14 protein-coding genes are annotated in these 16,356 nt (G+C 59.9%); 4 read left to right on the top strand and 10 right to left on the bottom strand.

Annotation, left to right across the window (positions count from 1 at the left end; genetic code table 11):
• Positions 1-85: 85 nt before the first annotated feature.
• From ACXX9E_RS20720 to tpx, 3 genes are all read right to left on the bottom strand, one after another.
• Positions 86-3,187 carry an MdtB/MuxB family multidrug efflux RND transporter permease subunit gene (locus ACXX9E_RS20720; protein WP_222832811.1) on the bottom strand — a complete coding sequence of 1,034 codons (3,102 nt, stop codon included), beginning with the start codon at positions 3,185-3,187 and terminating at the stop codon, positions 86-88.
• Complete coding sequence (locus ACXX9E_RS20725; RefSeq protein ID WP_458556081.1) at positions 3,184-4,491, bottom strand: MdtA/MuxA family multidrug efflux RND transporter periplasmic adaptor subunit; 1,308 nt, start codon at positions 4,489-4,491, stop codon at positions 3,184-3,186. The genes ACXX9E_RS20720 and ACXX9E_RS20725 overlap by 4 nt, the downstream gene beginning before the upstream one ends.
• Before the next feature lie 189 nt (positions 4,492-4,680).
• Positions 4,681-5,181 (bottom strand): thiol peroxidase, encoded by a 501-nt coding sequence (gene tpx / locus ACXX9E_RS20730; protein WP_123469088.1) that lies wholly within the window; start codon positions 5,179-5,181, stop codon positions 4,681-4,683.
• A gap of 341 nt (positions 5,182-5,522) precedes the next feature.
• Here tpx and ACXX9E_RS20735 point away from each other — a divergent pair, with 341 nt between their 5' ends.
• Complete coding sequence (locus ACXX9E_RS20735; protein ID WP_186746820.1) at positions 5,523-5,948, top strand: YciI family protein; 426 nt, start codon at positions 5,523-5,525, stop codon at positions 5,946-5,948.
• 109 nt (positions 5,949-6,057) lie between these two features.
• Here the strand turns inward: ACXX9E_RS20735 and ACXX9E_RS20740 are convergent, their stop codons facing one another.
• The 4 genes from ACXX9E_RS20740 to nirA form a co-directional block, all read right to left on the bottom strand.
• Positions 6,058-6,732, bottom strand: coding sequence for a DUF3313 domain-containing protein (locus ACXX9E_RS20740; RefSeq protein ID WP_422495957.1), 675 nt, complete (start codon positions 6,730-6,732; stop codon positions 6,058-6,060).
• A 767-nt stretch (positions 6,733-7,499) separates the two neighbouring features.
• On the bottom strand, positions 7,500-8,474 hold the full coding sequence (locus ACXX9E_RS20745; RefSeq protein ID WP_123469094.1) for a hypothetical protein: 975 nt from the start codon (positions 8,472-8,474) through the stop codon (positions 7,500-7,502).
• 167 nt (positions 8,475-8,641) lie between these two features.
• A complete protein-coding gene (locus ACXX9E_RS20750) occupies positions 8,642-9,121 on the bottom strand; it encodes a DUF934 domain-containing protein (protein ID WP_458556082.1) in 480 nt (159 codons plus the stop codon).
• On the bottom strand, positions 9,118-10,791 hold the full coding sequence (gene nirA / locus ACXX9E_RS20755) for a nitrite reductase NirA (protein ID WP_458556083.1): 1,674 nt from the start codon (positions 10,789-10,791) through the stop codon (positions 9,118-9,120). The genes ACXX9E_RS20750 and nirA overlap by 4 nt, the downstream gene beginning before the upstream one ends.
• A gap of 287 nt (positions 10,792-11,078) precedes the next feature.
• Here nirA and ccoN point away from each other — a divergent pair, with 287 nt between their 5' ends.
• Positions 11,079-12,506 (top strand): cytochrome-c oxidase, cbb3-type subunit I, encoded by a 1,428-nt coding sequence (gene ccoN, locus ACXX9E_RS20760; RefSeq protein ID WP_123469203.1) that lies wholly within the window; start codon positions 11,079-11,081, stop codon positions 12,504-12,506.
• Positions 12,507-12,524: 18 nt separating this feature from the next.
• Entirely contained in the window at positions 12,525-12,743 is a 219-nt protein-coding gene (locus ACXX9E_RS20765) for a hypothetical protein (RefSeq protein WP_422495960.1), read from the top strand.
• Between the two features lie 516 nt (positions 12,744-13,259).
• On the opposite strand, the gene ACXX9E_RS20770 is transcribed toward ACXX9E_RS20765, so the two are convergent.
• Positions 13,260-13,751 (bottom strand): hypothetical protein, encoded by a 492-nt coding sequence (locus ACXX9E_RS20770; protein WP_186747979.1) that lies wholly within the window; start codon positions 13,749-13,751, stop codon positions 13,260-13,262.
• A gap of 203 nt (positions 13,752-13,954) precedes the next feature.
• Here ACXX9E_RS20770 and ACXX9E_RS20775 point away from each other — a divergent pair, with 203 nt between their 5' ends.
• The gene (locus ACXX9E_RS20775) at positions 13,955-14,647 is read left to right on the top strand and encodes an aspartate/glutamate racemase family protein (RefSeq protein ID WP_222832804.1); all 693 of its coding nucleotides are present in this window, start codon (positions 13,955-13,957) and stop codon (positions 14,645-14,647) included.
• A 1-nt stretch (position 14,648) separates the two neighbouring features.
• Here the strand turns inward: ACXX9E_RS20775 and ACXX9E_RS20780 are convergent, their stop codons facing one another.
• Together ACXX9E_RS20780 and ACXX9E_RS20785 are read right to left on the bottom strand one after the other, a co-directional pair.
• A complete protein-coding gene (locus ACXX9E_RS20780) occupies positions 14,649-15,167 on the bottom strand; it encodes a GNAT family N-acetyltransferase (protein WP_458556084.1) in 519 nt (172 codons plus the stop codon).
• 105 nt (positions 15,168-15,272) lie between these two features.
• Positions 15,273-16,253 carry a LysR family transcriptional regulator gene (locus ACXX9E_RS20785; protein WP_128614496.1) on the bottom strand — a complete coding sequence of 327 codons (981 nt, stop codon included), beginning with the start codon at positions 16,251-16,253 and terminating at the stop codon, positions 15,273-15,275.
• Positions 16,254-16,356: the final 103 nt, after the last annotated feature.

Genomic DNA, 16,356 nt, shown 5'->3' on the forward strand with positions numbered 1-16,356 from the left:
GCTTCAAGCTTCAAGCTAAAAGCCAGGTAGCCGGGCCCTTGCTGCTTTTCTCTTGCAGCTTGAGGCTCGACGCTCGTAGCTGCTTTCATACCGCCACCTCTTCGCTGTCGGCATTGGTCTTGCCAAAGCGCCGACCGAGGCGATCGAAGTACAGGTAGATCACCGGCGTGGTGAACAGCGTCAGCACCTGACTCACCAGCAACCCGCCCACCATGACCAGACCCAACGGTTGGCGTAGCTCAGCCCCGGAACCGGTGGCGAGCATCAAGGGCACGGCGCCGAACAAGGCTGCCAGCGTGGTCATCAGGATCGGCCGGAAACGCAACAGCGCCGCCTGATAGATCGCCTGTTCCGGGGCCATACCCTGGTTGCGCTCGGCATCGAGGGCGAAGTCGATCATCATGATCGCGTTCTTCTTGACGATACCGATCAGCAGAATGATCCCGATGATCGCGATCATGCCCAGATCATTGCCACTGAGCAGCAAGGCCAGCAAGGCGCCGACCGCCGCCGACGGCAGTGTCGAGAGAATGGTGATCGGATGGATGTAGCTCTCGTACAGCACGCCGAGCACGATGTACATGGTCACCACCGCCGCCAGAATCAGCAGCAAGGTACTCGACAGCGAGGCCTGGAATGCTTCGGCCGCGCCCTGGAACTGGGTCTGCACGCCGATCGGCATGCCGATGTCCTTCTGCACCTGCTCGATGATATCGACCGCATGCCCCAGCGACACGCCGGGAGCGAGGTTGAACGACATCATCACCGCCGGGAACTGGCCGATATGGGTGATCGCCAGTTGTGCCTGACGTTCTTCGACATGGGCGAGGCTCGACAAGCGCACCTGCGCACCATCGGTGGTTTTGACGTGAATCTGGTCGAGCGCTTTCGGACCGATCTGCTCCCCCGCTTGCGCCTGGAGTACCACGCGGTACTGGCTGGCCTGGGTGTAAATGGTCGAGATCTGCCGCTGGCCAAAGGCGTCGTACAGCGCATCGGTGATGTTCTGCACCGAGACGCCCAGGCGCGAGGCCGCATCGCGGTCGATCAACAGGTAGACCTGCAAACCTTTGTCCTGCAAGTCACTGGCAACGTCCGTCAGTTCCGGGCGTTGGGCCAGCGCTTCGACCAGACGCCCGCTCCACTGGCTCAGCAGCTCGGAGTCCGGCGACGACATGCTGAACTGGTACTGCGTGCGGCTGACCCGGTCCTCAATGGTCAGGTCCTGCACCGGTTGCATGAACAGGCGAATACCGACCAGTTTGTCCAGTTGCGGTTGCAGGCGCGCGATCACTTCGGTGGCCGTCAGATTCCGCGCACTGTGAGGCTTGAGGTTGATCAGCAGGCGGCCGCTGTTGAGCGTGGCGTTATCGCCATCAACCCCGATGTAGGACGACAGGCTCTGCACCGCCGGATCTTGCAGAATGATCTTCGCCAGTTCCTGCTGACGCTCGCCCATCGCCGCAAAGGAAATCGACTGCGGCGCCTCGGAAATGCCCTGAATCACCCCGGTGTCCTGCACCGGGAAGAAGCCTTTCGGCACAACCATATAGAGGAATACGGTCAACCCCAGCGTAGCGATGGCCACCAGCAAGGTCAGAGGCTGGTGTTTGAGCACCCAGCGCAGCATCCGACCGTACTCGGCAATCATCCAGTCAATCACCGCACCACTGGCCCGATAGAAACGGCCCTGCTCGTGTTCTTCCGGTTCACGCTTGAGCAGACGCGCACACATCATCGGCGTCAGGGTCAGCGAGACCACCAGCGAAATCAGGATCGCCACGGCCAGGGTGATGGCGAATTCGCGGAACAACCGCCCGACCACATCGGCCATGAACAGCAGCGGGATCAACACCGCAATCAGCGACAGCGTCAGGGAAATCAGGGTGAAACCGATCTGCTTCGCCCCTTTGAGCGCAGCCTGCATGGGGCTGTCGCCCTCCTCGATGAAACGCGCAATGTTTTCCAGCATCACGATCGCATCGTCGACCACAAAACCGGTGGCGATGGTCAGCGCCATCAACGTCAGGTTATTGACCGAAAATCCGGCGAGGTACATCACGCCAAAGGTGCCGATCAGTGACAGCGGTACCGCCACGGAGGGAATGATGGTCGCACTGGCACGGCGCAGAAACAGGAACGTCACCATCACCACCAGCGCGATGGCGATCAGCAATTCGTGTTGCACGTCAGTGACCGAGGCACGGATGGTTTGCGTGCGGTCGGTGAGCACCGTCACGTCGAGGCCGGCCGGCAGGTTGTCGGTGATGCTCGGCAGCAGGGCCTTGATGCGGTCGACCACTTCAATGACGTTGGCCCCTGGCTGACGCTGGATGTTCAGCAACACGGCCTGATTCTGATTGGCCCACGCGGCGAGACGCTCGTTCTCGGCGCCATCGACGATTTCCGCCACATCCTTGAGCCGTAACGGCGCACCGTTCTTGTACGCCAGGATCAGGTTGGCGTAGTCCTTGGGCGAGGTCAGTTGGTCGTTGGCATCGAGCATCGACACTCGGGTCGGACCGTCAAAGTTACCTTTCGGCTGGTTGACGTTGGACGCGCCGATCAGGGTGCGCACGTCGGACAGGTTCAGGCTGTTGGCCGCCAGCGCTTCCGGGTTGACCTTGATCCGCACCGCCTGGCGCTGGCCGCCGGCAATGCTGACCATACCGACGCCGCTGATCTGGGCGATCTTCTGCGCCATGCGCGTATCGACCAGGTCATTGAGCTTGGGCAGGAGCATGGTTTTCGAGGTGATCGCGAGGGTCAGCACCGGGGTGTCCGCCGGATTGACCTTGTTGTACACCGGCGGTGCCGGCAGGTCGGTCGGCAACAGGTTGGTCGCGGCGTTGATCGCGGCCTGCACCTGTTGTTCGGCGACGTCCATGTTGATGTCGAGGCTGAAGCGCAGGGTCAGTACCGACGCACCGCCGGAACTGGTCGAGGCCATTTGCGTGAGGCCAGGCATCTGCCCGAACTGGCGCTCGAGCGGCGCGGTCACGGCGCTGGTCATTACGTCCGGGCTGGCGCCGGGATACAGGGTCATGACGCGGATGGTCGGGTAATCGACCTGCGGCAATGCCGATACCGGCAACAGGCGATAAGCAATCAGGCCGGCCAGGATAATCGCCAGCATGCTGAGGGTGGTGGCTACCGGACGGAGGATGAACAGCCGCGAAATGTTCATGCGCCCTTCTTGGCCTTGTCAGTGACGGCAGCGTCCGGCGCCGTGGCGGCGGCCTTGCCTTGCAGGTGTTCGGTTGGCGTAGTCGGCACCTGATTGCTGTCGTTGACCACTTCCACTTCGCTGCCTTCCTTGAGGCGGTCGGTGCCTTCGAGTACCACCCGGTCGCCGGCCGCTAGACCTTCGGTGATCACTGTGTTTTCGCCGTCGCTGGCGCCGATTTTCAATTGGCGGATGGTGACTTTCTTGTCGCCGTCCAGCGCATAGACGAAGGTACCGTTGGTGCCGAACTGAATGGCCGCCGACGGCGCCAGTACCACGCCTTTCAGGGTATCGGCCAGCAGGTGCACATTGACGAACTGGTTGGGGAACAGCGCCTGATCACGGTTTTCGTAGCGCGCCTTAAACTTCAGGGTGCCGGTGGCGACGTCGATCTGGTTGTCGAGGCTTTGCAGCACCCCGGTGGCCTGCAGTTTGGTGTCGCCGCGATCCCAGGCTTCGGCCGGCAGTTTGGCGCCGCTGCGATAGCGGGCGAGCACGGTTTCGAGGCTGTTTTCCGGCAAGGTGAAAGCGACGCTGATCGGTTGCGTCTGGGTGATCACCGCCAGGGACGTGGTGTCATTGGCGGTGACAAGGTTACCCACGTCTACCTGACGCAGACCGACCCGGCCGGCAATCGGTGCACGGATTTTGGTGAATTCAAGATTGAGCTTCGCGTCGTTGACCGCTGCTTGGTTGGTCTTGACCGTGCCCAGATATTGGCCGACCAGCGCTTCGGCGGTGTCAAGGGTCTGCTTGGCGATGCTGTCTTCCTTGTACAGGCCGCGATAACGCTCGACATCGACCTGGGCGTTTTTCAACTGCGCCTGGTTCTGCAGCAAGGTGCCTTCGGCCTGCAGCAAGGCGTTCTGGTACGGGCGCGGGTCGATCTCCGCGAGCACGTCGCCCGCCTTGACCATCTGCCCTTCTTCGAAATTGATCTTCATCAGTTCGCCGCCGACCCGGCTGCGCACATTGATGGTGTTCAGCGCGGTCACCGTGCCCAGCGCCTTGTAATACAGCGGGAAGTCCCCCGTGACCGCCGGCGCCACGCGCACCGGAATTGGCCCGGTGCCACCACCGAAGCCCGGCCGCATCATCCCCGAACGCCCGGTATGCCCGGCCGCCGCCTTCTCGCCGCCCTCCTTGTGGGCTGAACCGGCCGGCCAGAATTTCCAGCAGAGGACGGCGATAACCAACAAGACAAGCAGGCTGATCAGCCAGCGACGAGAGTTGCGTGGGGACGATTGCATGGATTGATTAACCATTGGGCGCGTGGGCTTCTTCTACGGGAGGCTGAACGATAAGCACTGACGGGAATTAAGCAAAGCAGCTTTACCGGCAATTTACCTTCAACTTACGTTTCAAGGTGTGAGGCAAAACACTGATACACAAATGAAAACGGCCTGGACAGGGCCAGGCCGTTAACAATTGTAAAAGCGCTTGTTTCAGAACACTTATTTCAGAACGGCGAGCGCCGCTTCGTAATTAGGCTCTTCGGCAATTTCCTTGACCAGTTCGCTGTGCAGGACGTTGTCGTTTTCGTCCAGAACCACCACGGCACGGGCGGTCAGGCCTTTCAACGGGCCGTCAGCGATGGCCACACCGTAGTTCTCGATGAACTCGGTGCCGCGCAGGGTCGACAGGTTCTGGACGTTTTCCAGGCCTTCGGCGCCGCAGAAACGCGCTTGGGCGAACGGCAGGTCAGCGGAGATGCACAGCACCACGGTGTTGGCGATGTCGTTGGCCTGGGCGTTGAACTTGCGCACGGAAGTGGCGCAGGTCGGGGTGTCAACGCTTGGGAAGATGTTCAGCACTTTGCGCTTGCCGGCAAAGTCTTTCAGGGTGACGTCGGACAGATTGCCGGCAACCAGAGAAAAGGCTGGCGCCTTGGAACCGGCTTGTGGCAACTGGCCGTTGACTTGAACCGGGTTGCCTTTAAGGGTGACTTGAGCCATGACTTGAGTCCTTCTGATGTTTTGATTGGAAAGCATGCAAGAGGCCGAAGTTAACCACGAAATTGTCCGACGACCTATGCCCTGGTTGGAAATTGTTGGGTGCGTGCACAAAAAATTGTATACAAAACCACAACCATTCCCCTGTAGGAGTGAGCCTGCTCGCGATAGCGGTCTTTCATATACGCAAATGTTGACTGACACACCGCTATCGCGAGCAGGTTCACTCCGACAATGGATCTGCGGTGTGAAAAATTCTCCGCACTTTTACCAGAGACCCTGTCGATTCAAGTGTGGCCCGTTCGACTAAACAACAAATCCCCACAATCCACGGAGCAACCGCCATGCGATTCATGATCCTTGTAAAAGCCAGCGTCGACTCGGAAGCCGGCATCATGCCCAGCGAAGAGCTGATCACCGCCATGGGCAACTTCAACGAAGAACTGGTCAAGGCCGGCATCCTGATCGATTGCGATGGCCTGCATCCGAGCAGCAAAGGCGCGCGCGTGCATTTCTCCGGGGACAAACGCACGGTCATCGACGGGCCGTTCATCGAGACCAAAGAACTGGTAGCGGGTTACTGGATCTGGGAAGTGAAATCAAAAGAAGAAGCCATCGAATGGGTCAAGCGCTGCCCGAATCCGATGCCGGGCGAGTCCGATATTGAAATCCGCCAGATATTTTCCGCCGAAGACTTTGGCGCCGAGTTCACCCCTGAAGCGCGTGCGCAAGAAGAACGCGTTCGCGAACAGGCCAAGAAAAACGGCTGAACCTAATATCCCCTGTAGCCGCTGCCGCAGGCTGCGATCTTTTGATGTTGATCGACTGAAACGAGATCAAAAGATTGCAGCCTTTGGCAGTTCCTGCAGTGAGCTGCAGTTATTTGGCGGACTTGAGCTTCAGATACGACTGACGCATGTCGGAAGCCCAGCCATCAATCACGGGTTTGACGTCGTTTGCCGTCATCGCCTGCGTGTCGTTTTCCAACGGTTTGCCGGTGCCTTTGCGCACCACTTGCGCCACGACCTTGTTGTTGCCGCCATCGAGGAAAACCGCCTCGGTGGCCAGAGTGGTTTCCTGATCGCGGATACCACTGGCGGTACTTACCGCGGCGGCGACCAGGGCAATCGGGATCACTTCATACCCGTGCAGGCCTTCGGTCTTGCTGCTGACAGCGGTGATCGCCGCGCGCACCACCATCACACCTGGGCCGGGGCCGGATGCAAGCGGCAGGTCTTTGCCGATTTCACGCTTGAGTGCCTGGTCGTAGTAGGAAGTGATGCCATTGAGGGTCTGTTGGGAAATTTTCGCGGTCGGTTGTGGTTTCGGGTAGAGCTGAGTCGGTTCGATGTACACACTGGTGAACTTCTTGACGTCCACCTTTGGATCGACCCAGCGCATCACCTCGGCACCGGACGGGGATTTGGCCTCCTTGAGCTGGCTGTAGTCTTTGAGGAATCCTGAGTACTCTTTCGGGTCGACGGTTTTGCTGGAACAACCCACCATTGCGACGGTGGCAATGCACAGAGTGCCCATCATCACTGCTAGCTTCATGCTGTAACTCCTGTCAGAAGGCCGAAAACTTTGCCTGGGGGAGTTACAGGTATAGCTAAAACTTCAGTAATTGCGATTGCACAGCGCAATATTCACGCAAGGCTGCGCGGCGGATCACAAGCGTCATTTGAAAGACATCGAGCATCCGGCAACGCTGCATCGAGCTCTTGGCCATTGGTGAACTTCAAGAATCCGCTGCATTGGAGCAATCTGAGCCAGAATGCCCCCAGATGCTGTTGCAGGGCTGGAAGAATATGAACATGGGCGATCCGGCGCTTAAGTGACCGGCTGGAAATTGTCTTCCCTCACCCTAGCCCTCTCCCAGAGGGAGAGGGGACCGATTGGGGGATATTCGAGAGATGCACCGACTTGAGCGATTGGCTTTGAATCCATAACCGACTCGGTCTTTCACATCGGTGCAGGGCCACAGACACCTCGGCATTCCCCTCTTTCAGAGGTAGATAGAGGGGACCGACCGGGGGATATTCAAGAATTCCGCCGACGTGACCGATTGGCTTTGAATCCATAATCGACTCGGTCTTCCACGTCGGTGCAGGACAACAGACAACTCGGTCAGCCCCCTCTTTCAGAGGTAGATAGAGGGGACCGACCGGGGGATATTCAAGAATTCCGCCGACTTGAGCGATTGGCTTGAATCCATAATCGACTCGGTCTTTCACGTCGGTGCAGGGCCACAGACACCTTGGTCAGTCCCCTCTCCCTCCGGGAGAGGGTTAGGGTGAGGGGCTTTTCGGGGGGGCACCCCGTTACCAGGACGAAGTCTCACCACTGCGCAACGCCATCTCCCGCCGGCTGTTGATGTGCATCGCCTTGATCAGCGACACCGTGCCCACCAGCAAAATCGCTGCCCCCAACAGGAAGTCGATGTTGTACAGCTGGAAGTCCTGCACCGGCCCGATCAGCAGCACCCGCACGATCGCCGCGCCCAACAGCGTGGCAAGGAAGTCGATCCCCGGTTCATTACGGTAAAACACCAACAGCAACGGCAGGCACAGCACCAGAAGAAGCAACAGCACAACCACCTTGAACGAACCTTTGCGCTCGACGCTGAAGGCACATTCGTGCGGCCCGTACGCCTTGTAATCCTCGTCGCGGATCATCGAGGTTTTCTCGTTGATGTAGTCGACGCGGTTGTACTTCTGGATCGGCGTGAAGGTGTTGGACATCTCCATCAGCGTGGTGATGTTCTTGAAGCGCAGATCGACGCGCTCGCTGCCCTTGAGGTAATAGAGCACCGGTTTGTAGCCGTAGCGGTAGGTGTCGAAGGGGAATTCGGTGACCTGCCCCTGCACACCGATCGGGCGTGGCTCCAGTTCGGCGTAAGCACTTTTGTTGGTGGCCGAGAGGTTGCGGCTCAGGGGTTGAACCTTGACTTGCTCAAGAAAGATCGGCGTCACGCCGTAGGACCATTGCAACGGCTCCAGACGCAAACGCAGTTCATTGCGAGCGAGGTCGTAGCGGTTGAAAGTGCGTTCGGAGACCACCAGCGAACCGCTGAGCATGAACTCGCCGCGCAGGTTGTTGGTGACGCGCAAGGTCAGTTGATCCTTGCCCAGCAACGCCGCTTCGGTAGACGGCGGCGTGCCGCACCACGCGGTGCTTTCGCCGACACCGCCGAGCTGACCGCCACGGTTTTCCTTGAATACATAAAAGTAACTGGCCCACAGCGTCAGCATCAAAAGCAACGCGGTGAGGCCGAGGATTTTTTTGCCCGGACTCACTGATCAGACTCCCTTCTTCGGTTCCATCGTCCAGCCGAAAACCCGCTGGCGACGGCGACTCTACCAAAAGGCCACCATCGACCCAAGGAAAAATGCCCGATTCGTGGGAGCCCTAAGGGTTTCCCCGGTACGCAAAGCCCACACAGGAGTCCTTTATCAGGAAGATGTCAGCGTCTTCGGAACAGTGGGCGTGGCTCGATTACCGAGCGGCCGTAGAGCACGCTCATGCCGGCGAGTCCCTTGAGTGCGTCCTCAGCCGACTTGTCCTCGCGCACGGCAAAACTGTCGAAGCCGCACTGGCGCATATGGCTCAACTGATCACGCAACACGTCGCCAATTGCGCGTAGCTCCCCTGCCCAGCCGAAACGACGGCGCAACAGATACGCCTGACTGTAGGCACGCCCGTCACGGAAGCTCGGGAAGTCGAGGGCAATCAGCGGCAATGACGCCAGCCACGGTACCAGGCTCTCGACCTCATCGTCCGGACCGAGCCACACGGCGTGGGTCGAAGGCGATTCGAGCCAGTGTGCCAGTGGCAGAATCAACAACCCGTTGGGCCTCGGCATCAATGGCTCGCGTACCAGCGTCCACGGATCATCCGCCACAACCCGCGCCATGCCCTGCTCCAGTCGCAACAGATTATTCATGCCGGCACCTCCAGCGTTTTCGGATAGACCCGCTCCTTGAACGGCTCAAGCCCGATGCGCGCCAGGGTATCGACAAACGATTCCTCACTCTCGCGATAACGCACAAAGGTGCCGATGATCCGCTCGATCACCTGCGGCACTTCGGCAGCGCTGAACGACGGGCCGATAACCTTGCCCAGTGCGCTGTTTTTGCCCTGCGCCCCACCTAGCGTGATCTGGTACCACTCGCTGCCGTTCTTGTCGACGCCGAGGATGCCAATGTTACCGATGTGGTGATGACCGCAGGCGTTCATGCAACCGGAGATATTCAGGCTGATGTCGCCCAGGTAGTGCAGGTAGTCGAGGTTGTCGAAGCGCGCCTGAATTGCCTGGGCAATCGGGATCGACTTGGCGTTGGCCAGCGCACAAAAGTCACCGCCCGGACAGGCGATGATGTCAGTGAGCAAACCGACGTTGGCGCTGCCCAGACCGTGCTTGCTCGCCAGTTGCCACAAAGCGTAGAGGTCTGATTTGGGTACATCGGGCAGGACGATGTTCTGTTCATGCGCGATGCGAATCTCGCCAAAGCCGAACCGCTGCGACCAATCCGCCACGGCGAGCATCTGCACCCCGGTGACATCCCCCGGCGCCGCGGCCATGCCCGGCTTGGTCGACAACACCACACTGGTGTAACCGGGCACCTTGTGCGGCTGCACATTGCGCGCGACCCAACGGGCGAACGCCGGACTCTCGGCCAGCCGCGTGCCGAAGTCCAGATCGGTATCGGCCAGGGTGCGATAGGTCGGCGGTACAAACGCACTGGCGACCCGCTCGTATTCAGCGTCGGTCAACTGCGCCGGGCCGTCCTTGAGGTGCTGCCACTCCTCTTCGACTTCCTTGGCGAAGGCCTCGATGCCCAGGGCCTTGACCAGAATCTTGATCCGCGCCTTGTACTTGTTGTCCCGCCGGCCGTGGCGGTTGTAGACCCGCAGCACCGCCTCGACGTAGGACAGCAGATGCTGCCACGGCAAGCCTTCGCGGATCTGCAGACCGAGGATCGGCGTGCGCCCCAGTCCGCCGCCGACGATCACCCGCAGCAGCATTTGCCCATCCGGGCCGGGATAAAGATAGAGGCCGATGTCATGCATCATGATCGCCGCACGATCCTGCTTCGCCGAACAGATGGCGATCTTGAATTTGCGCGGCAGAAACAGGAACTCCGGATTGATCGTCGACCACTGCCGGAGGATTTCCGCCAGCGGTCGCGGGTCGATCATTTCGTCCGCCGCGACCCCGGCAAATGCCTCGGTGGTGATGTTGCGCACGCAGTTGCCGGAGGTCTGGATCGCATGCATGTTGACCTGCGCCAGACGTTCGAGAATGTCCGGCACCTCGGCGAGCTCAATCCAGTTGAATTGCATGTTCTGCCGCGTGGTGAAGTGGCCGTAACCGCGATCGTAATCGCTGGCGATGTCTGCCAAGGTGCGCATCTGTTCGGCACTCAAGGTGCCGTAGGGAATCGCCACCCGCAGCATGTACGCGTGCTTTTGCAGGTACAGGCCGTTTTGCAGGCGCAGCGGCAGGAACTCCTCTTCGCTCAACTCTCCGGCCATGAAGCGCTCGACCTGATCGCGGAATTGCGCAACGCGCTCGAACACCAGTGCGCGGTCGTAATCATCGTATTGGTACATGCAGCAACTACCCCATCAGAATTGTGCGCAATTGCTGTAGGAGTGAGCTTGCTCACTCCTACAGATTCTGCATGCACTATGACGAAGCAGCGCAGCACGTTACAGATTCACCTGAACGCATAAAAACCATATCAGGGCGCGGCAGAACGCCGCAGTCAGCCCTTCAATCTGATCCGCACAAATGAAAGATTCCTGAGCCTGTTTTGTTTCTAGCGGGGTTTCTACAGTGCAGCTCGTGCCAGACCAGGGTGGCCTGGCAAGACTTTGCAACCGTGGATGAACTGACCATGAGCACAGCAACAATCGGACAGGCTTACAACTACAAGGTCGTCCGCCAATTTGTCATCGCGACGGTTTTCTGGGGTGTCGTGGGCATGGCGATGGGGGTATGGATCGCCTCGCAACTGGTATGGCCGGACATGAATCTGGACTTGCCGTGGACCACCTTCGGTCGCTTGCGGCCGCTGCACACCAGCCTGGTGATTTTCGGTTTCGCCGGCAGCGCGCAATTCGCCGCCAGTTATTACGCGGTGCAGCGTACCTGCCAGGTGCGGCTGTACTCGGACAAGCTCGCCGCGTTCACCTTCTGGGGGTGGCAGTCGGTGATCGTGATCATGCTGATCACCCTGCCGCTGGGCTACACCACCACCAAGGAATACGCCGAAATCGAATTCTCCGGCGCGGTGTGGATGGCGGTGGTCTGGGTCGCTTACGCCATCGTGTTTTTCACCACCGTGGTCCAGCGCAAGACCAAGCATATTTACGTCGGCAACTGGTTCTTCGGCGCGTTCATTCTGGTGATCGCCATGCTGCACGTGGTCAATCACCTGTCGATTCCAGTGGACTGGTTCAAGTCCTATCCGGTGTATTCCGGCGCCACCGACGCGATGGTGCAGTGGTGGTACGGGCACAACGCGGTGGGCTTTTTCCTGACCACCGGGTTCCTCGGGATGATGTATTACTTCGTGCCGAAACAGGTCAACCGCCCGGTGTATTCGTACCGCTTGTCGATCGTGCACTTCTGGGCGCTGATCACCTTGTACATCTGGGCCGGCCCGCACCATTTGCACTACACCGCCCTGCCGGACTGGGCGCAGTCGCTGGGCATGGCCATGTCGCTGATCCTGCTGGCGCCAAGCTGGGGCGGGATGATCAACGGCATGATGACCTTGTCCGGTGCCTGGCATAAGTTGCGCACCGACCCGATCCTGCGCTTTCTGGTGCTGTCGCTGGCGTTCTACGGTATGTCGACCTTCGAAGGGCCGATGATGGCGATCAAAACCGTTAACGCCCTCTCCCACTACACCGACTGGACCATTGGCCACGTCCACGCCGGGGCCTTGGGCTGGGTGGCGATGATTACGTTCGGTGCGACCTACCACATGGTGCCCAAAGTGTTTGGCCGCGAGCAGATGTACAGCACGCCGCTGATCAACCTGCACTTCTGGCTGGCGACCATCGGCACGGTGTTGTACATCGCCTCGATGTGGGTCAACGGCATTACCCAGGGTCTGATGTGGCGGGCGATCAACGAGGACGGCACGCTGACCTATTCGTTCGTCGAGGCGCTGCAAGCCAGTCATCCGGGGTTCATCGTGCGGTTTGCCGGCGGGGTGTTCTTCCTCACCGGGATGTTGCTGATGGCTTATAACGTCTGGCGCACGGTGCGTGTGGCCGATGTGGCGCTGGCGCGCAGTGAAGCGCAGATCGCCTGAGGCAAGGAGCCTGTTCTGATGGATATTTTCTTTAATGTGTTAGGCGTGGTGTTTCTGTGGCTGGCGGTGGAGTACTGCTTGCGGCGGGAGACGGCGGACAGTCTGGATGAAGCGAGCATGGTGCCGTTTGCCGATGACCCGGAGGTGGCGCGGCGGGTGGAGATGGCCACCGGCAAGACTGTGAAAGCGGTGGCGCCGGAGGTGGCGAAGCCGGGGTGGGTCAATCTCGAGATGTGAGGGGTGTCAGCCGGGTTGCCCTCACCCTAGCCCTCTCCCAGAGGGAGAGGGAACTGACCGAGTAGTTAAGCGAACTACACCGACCTGAAATATCGAGTCGAACTCAGGTTTTGAACAGCACTCGGTCTGCCCCCTTTCCCCCACATCCACCTGGGGAAGAGGGAACTGATCGAGTAGTTATGCGAACTACATCGACCTGAAATATCGAGTCGAACTCAGGTTTTGAACAGCACTCGGTCTGCCCCCTTTCCCCACACCCACCTGGGGAAAAGGGAACTGATCGAGTAGTTATGCGAACTACACCGACCTGAAACATCGAGTCGAACTCAGGTTTTGAACAGCACTCGGTCTGCCCCCTTTCCCACACCCACCTGGGGAAGAGGGAACTGACCGAGTAGTTATGCGAACTACACAGACCTGAAACATCGAGTCGAACTCAGGTTTTGAACAGCACTCGGTCTGCCCCCTTTCCCCCCTGGGGGAGAGGGCTGGGGTGAGGGGGGTAAGCCCTTGATCTTAAAAGCGATCGCGAGGAATCAGGCTCTGCAATTGCTGCGCAAGAAAGTTGGCGTCAAAGGCAAACGTGTCCGGGTCCTTCAGACCATTGGTCTTGCGCCACTGCCACTCGCCGTCCGGCAACCCGACCAGCGAAATGCTGCCATAGCGCGCTGCCGTCAGGCCCATCACCGCCAGGGAAATCTGTCCGGCGCTGCCCATCACATCGGGCACGAACTCCACCGGTTTGCCGGCAATCAGGATGCTCAGCTTTTCAGTCTTGAAGGTCGAGGTTTCCACCGGCGTGCTCGGCCCGAAAGCGACATACGCTTCGCGGTTCACCTCAAGCAGATGCGGGGCCTGTACCGGTTCCAGCCATTGCTGGATATTGCCGAACAGTTCGGTAATCCGCGCCGTCCACACCGCCGATTGGGATTCGAACAGTTGCTTCTTGTGCGCTTCGCTTTCGGCATAGTGGCGAAGCATTTCGCCCAGTTGTTGTACGTCGTTCATCGGTACATTCCTCTGAGAGAACCTGCAAGAGCCGATAGTGACAGATCGCAGCGCCGGCGTACGTTTAACCTCGCCAGCGGGCACCGTGACACTTTGCGAGAGGTTCGGCGGTACAGTTGTTTTGCACTGGCACAAGGCGCTGAACAAATGGACACTCTGCCGGCGCCCGACTTTTTGCAACGGGCATCATCAGAGGAAGTCCAATGCGTACCATCGGCCTGATCGGCGGCATGAGCTGGGAGTCCAGCGCCGAATACTATCGCCTCATCAATCAACAGGTCCGTGATCGTCTCGGCCCGTTGCGCTCGGCGCAATTGCTGATGTACAGCGTTGACTTCGGCCCTGTCGAACAGGCCCAGCACGCCGGGCGCTGGGACGATGCGGCGGCGATTCTGGTGGACGCCGCACGCCGCCTCGAAGCGGGCGGCGCCGAATGCGTGGTGCTGTGTACCAACACCATGCACAAGGTCGCCGAACAGATTCAGGCAGCGATCAACATTCCGTTTTTGCACATTGCCGAGCCGGCGGCGAGCGCTGCGCTGGAGATTGATGCACGCACGGTCGGGTTGCTCGGCACCGCCTTCACCATGGAACAGGACTTTCTCAAGCAGCGTCTGCTTGCCCGGGGTTTGACGGTATTGGTGCCGGACGAAGCCGAACGCAAGGATGTGCACCGGATCATCTACGAAGAATTGTGCGTGGGGGTGATCAGCGAGGCCTCGCGCCAGATTTACCGGCAAGTGATCGAGTCCCTGACTGCCCGTGGTGCCCAGGCGATCATCCTCGGCTGCACGGAAATCGGCTTGCTGATCAAACCCGAGCACAGCGCCCTGCCCCTGCTCGACACCACCGAACTGCATGCGCAGTCGGCAGTGGCGTTCGCACTGGGCGATTGAGTCAGGCGGTGGGACGCGTGCGCAGACGGGCCATGCTCAGGGCGTCGACCCAGTGCCCGTCGCGCACCGCATAGTCGCGAAACAGGCCTTCGTCCACGAAGCCGAACTTGCGGTACAAACCAATGGCCGCTTCATTGTCGGCGTAGACCGTGAGCTCGACGCGGTGCAGGTTCATCCAGTTGTCGGCGACGTCCAGTGCCGCCGCCAGCAGCGTCGAACCGACACCCTTGCCCTGCCACGCCACGGCGACGCCCATGCCGATGCTGCCGGCGTGGCTGCGGCGAATCCGCGAGTAGCCTTCCAGGCCCAGATTGCCGATCACCTGCCCCTGATGCAGCGCCACCAGCTTCACCGCCCGCTCGTTGTCCGCCATTAGCCGTTGGCGCCACACTTCCGTGGACTGGAACGGCATCTGCAACACCTGCCGGGTCACGGCCGGGTCGTTGTACAGCGCGGTAACGCCCTCGATGTGCGATTCGTTGAAGCGTTCGATTTTGATGGCGGGAGTGTGCTCGGGCATGGTGGATCCTTCCTGGATCGAATGTGTGGCCAATGACTCTAAACCGCCGATCACCTCATCTGCCAGCGGTAACCACTTGCAGGCTCACGCCTACAGGGCTTGGGGTCAGGGCTGGAACCATTCGTGGCGTTCGTCGAAGGTGTGGTGGATCAGTTCGACCAGTGCCTGCACTTCTTCCACTGTCTGGGTTTGCGCATTGACCGCCAGCCACGCCTGCAGCTGCATCGGTTCGTCAAACAAACCCGGCAACGCGACCAGCCCCCGGTCGAAGCGGCTCATGTACGCCGGGAGCAAACCGATGCAGGCGCTGCAGCGGATCATTTCCAGCATCAGCTCGTAGGACTGCATCTGCACCACGCCGGCCAGACGCTGTTCGACCAGTTGGTTCCATGGCTGGAAACTGCCGATCTGCCGGTCGTGCTGCCATTGCACCAGCATGAAATCGGCGAGGTCTTCGGCGCTGGCCGGGCGGGCAGTGACGCGTGAGTAACGTTTGGCGATGTGCGGCAGATAGTCCAGCCGTGCGAGGCGCTGCGGCTTGGAAATCGCAAAGGTCGGGCCCGGGTACGGTGTGTCGCCATGGGCCAGCCAGAGCACGATGTCGGCGCTGACGGCGCGCAGGGACAGTTCGCTGTCGAGGGCGATGATTTCCAGACGCACGCTGGCGTTGCGCCTCAGTAACGCGATCAGGTCGCGGCCGAGGATGTCATGCAGGATCGATTCGGCGACGGCCAGGCGAATTAGCGGCTGTTCGATCACCGGGAGTTTGCGTTCGTTGGCCAGCGCGACCAGTTTGGCCTGTAGCTGCTGGCCTTCGCGGGTGAGACTCAGGGCGCTGCCCTGAAAGCTGAACAGCGTGTGCTGCAATTCCTGTTCAAGCTGTGCGAGCTGTTTGCGCAGCAAGGTCGAGCGCACATTGAGGCTGCGCGCAGCCTGCATGAAGCAGCCGCAGCGGGCGCTGACCAGAAAGTAACGGGCGACCTCTGCAGGGATGGTCGCGGCCTGCGCCAGCCAGGGTTCACTGGCCTCCTGCGCCCAACGGTAGTCGGCGCTGCCCTGTCGTCCTGCGGGTTCGGTGAATGACATTGATGACTCCCTGTCGATCTTTGTATTTAGGCATTACGCAGATCCCCTGTAGGAGTGAGCCTGCTCGCGATAGCGTCGGCACACCTGACATCTCTTTGCCTGA

It is taken from the genome of Pseudomonas sp. GNP014 (assembly GCF_054344005.1).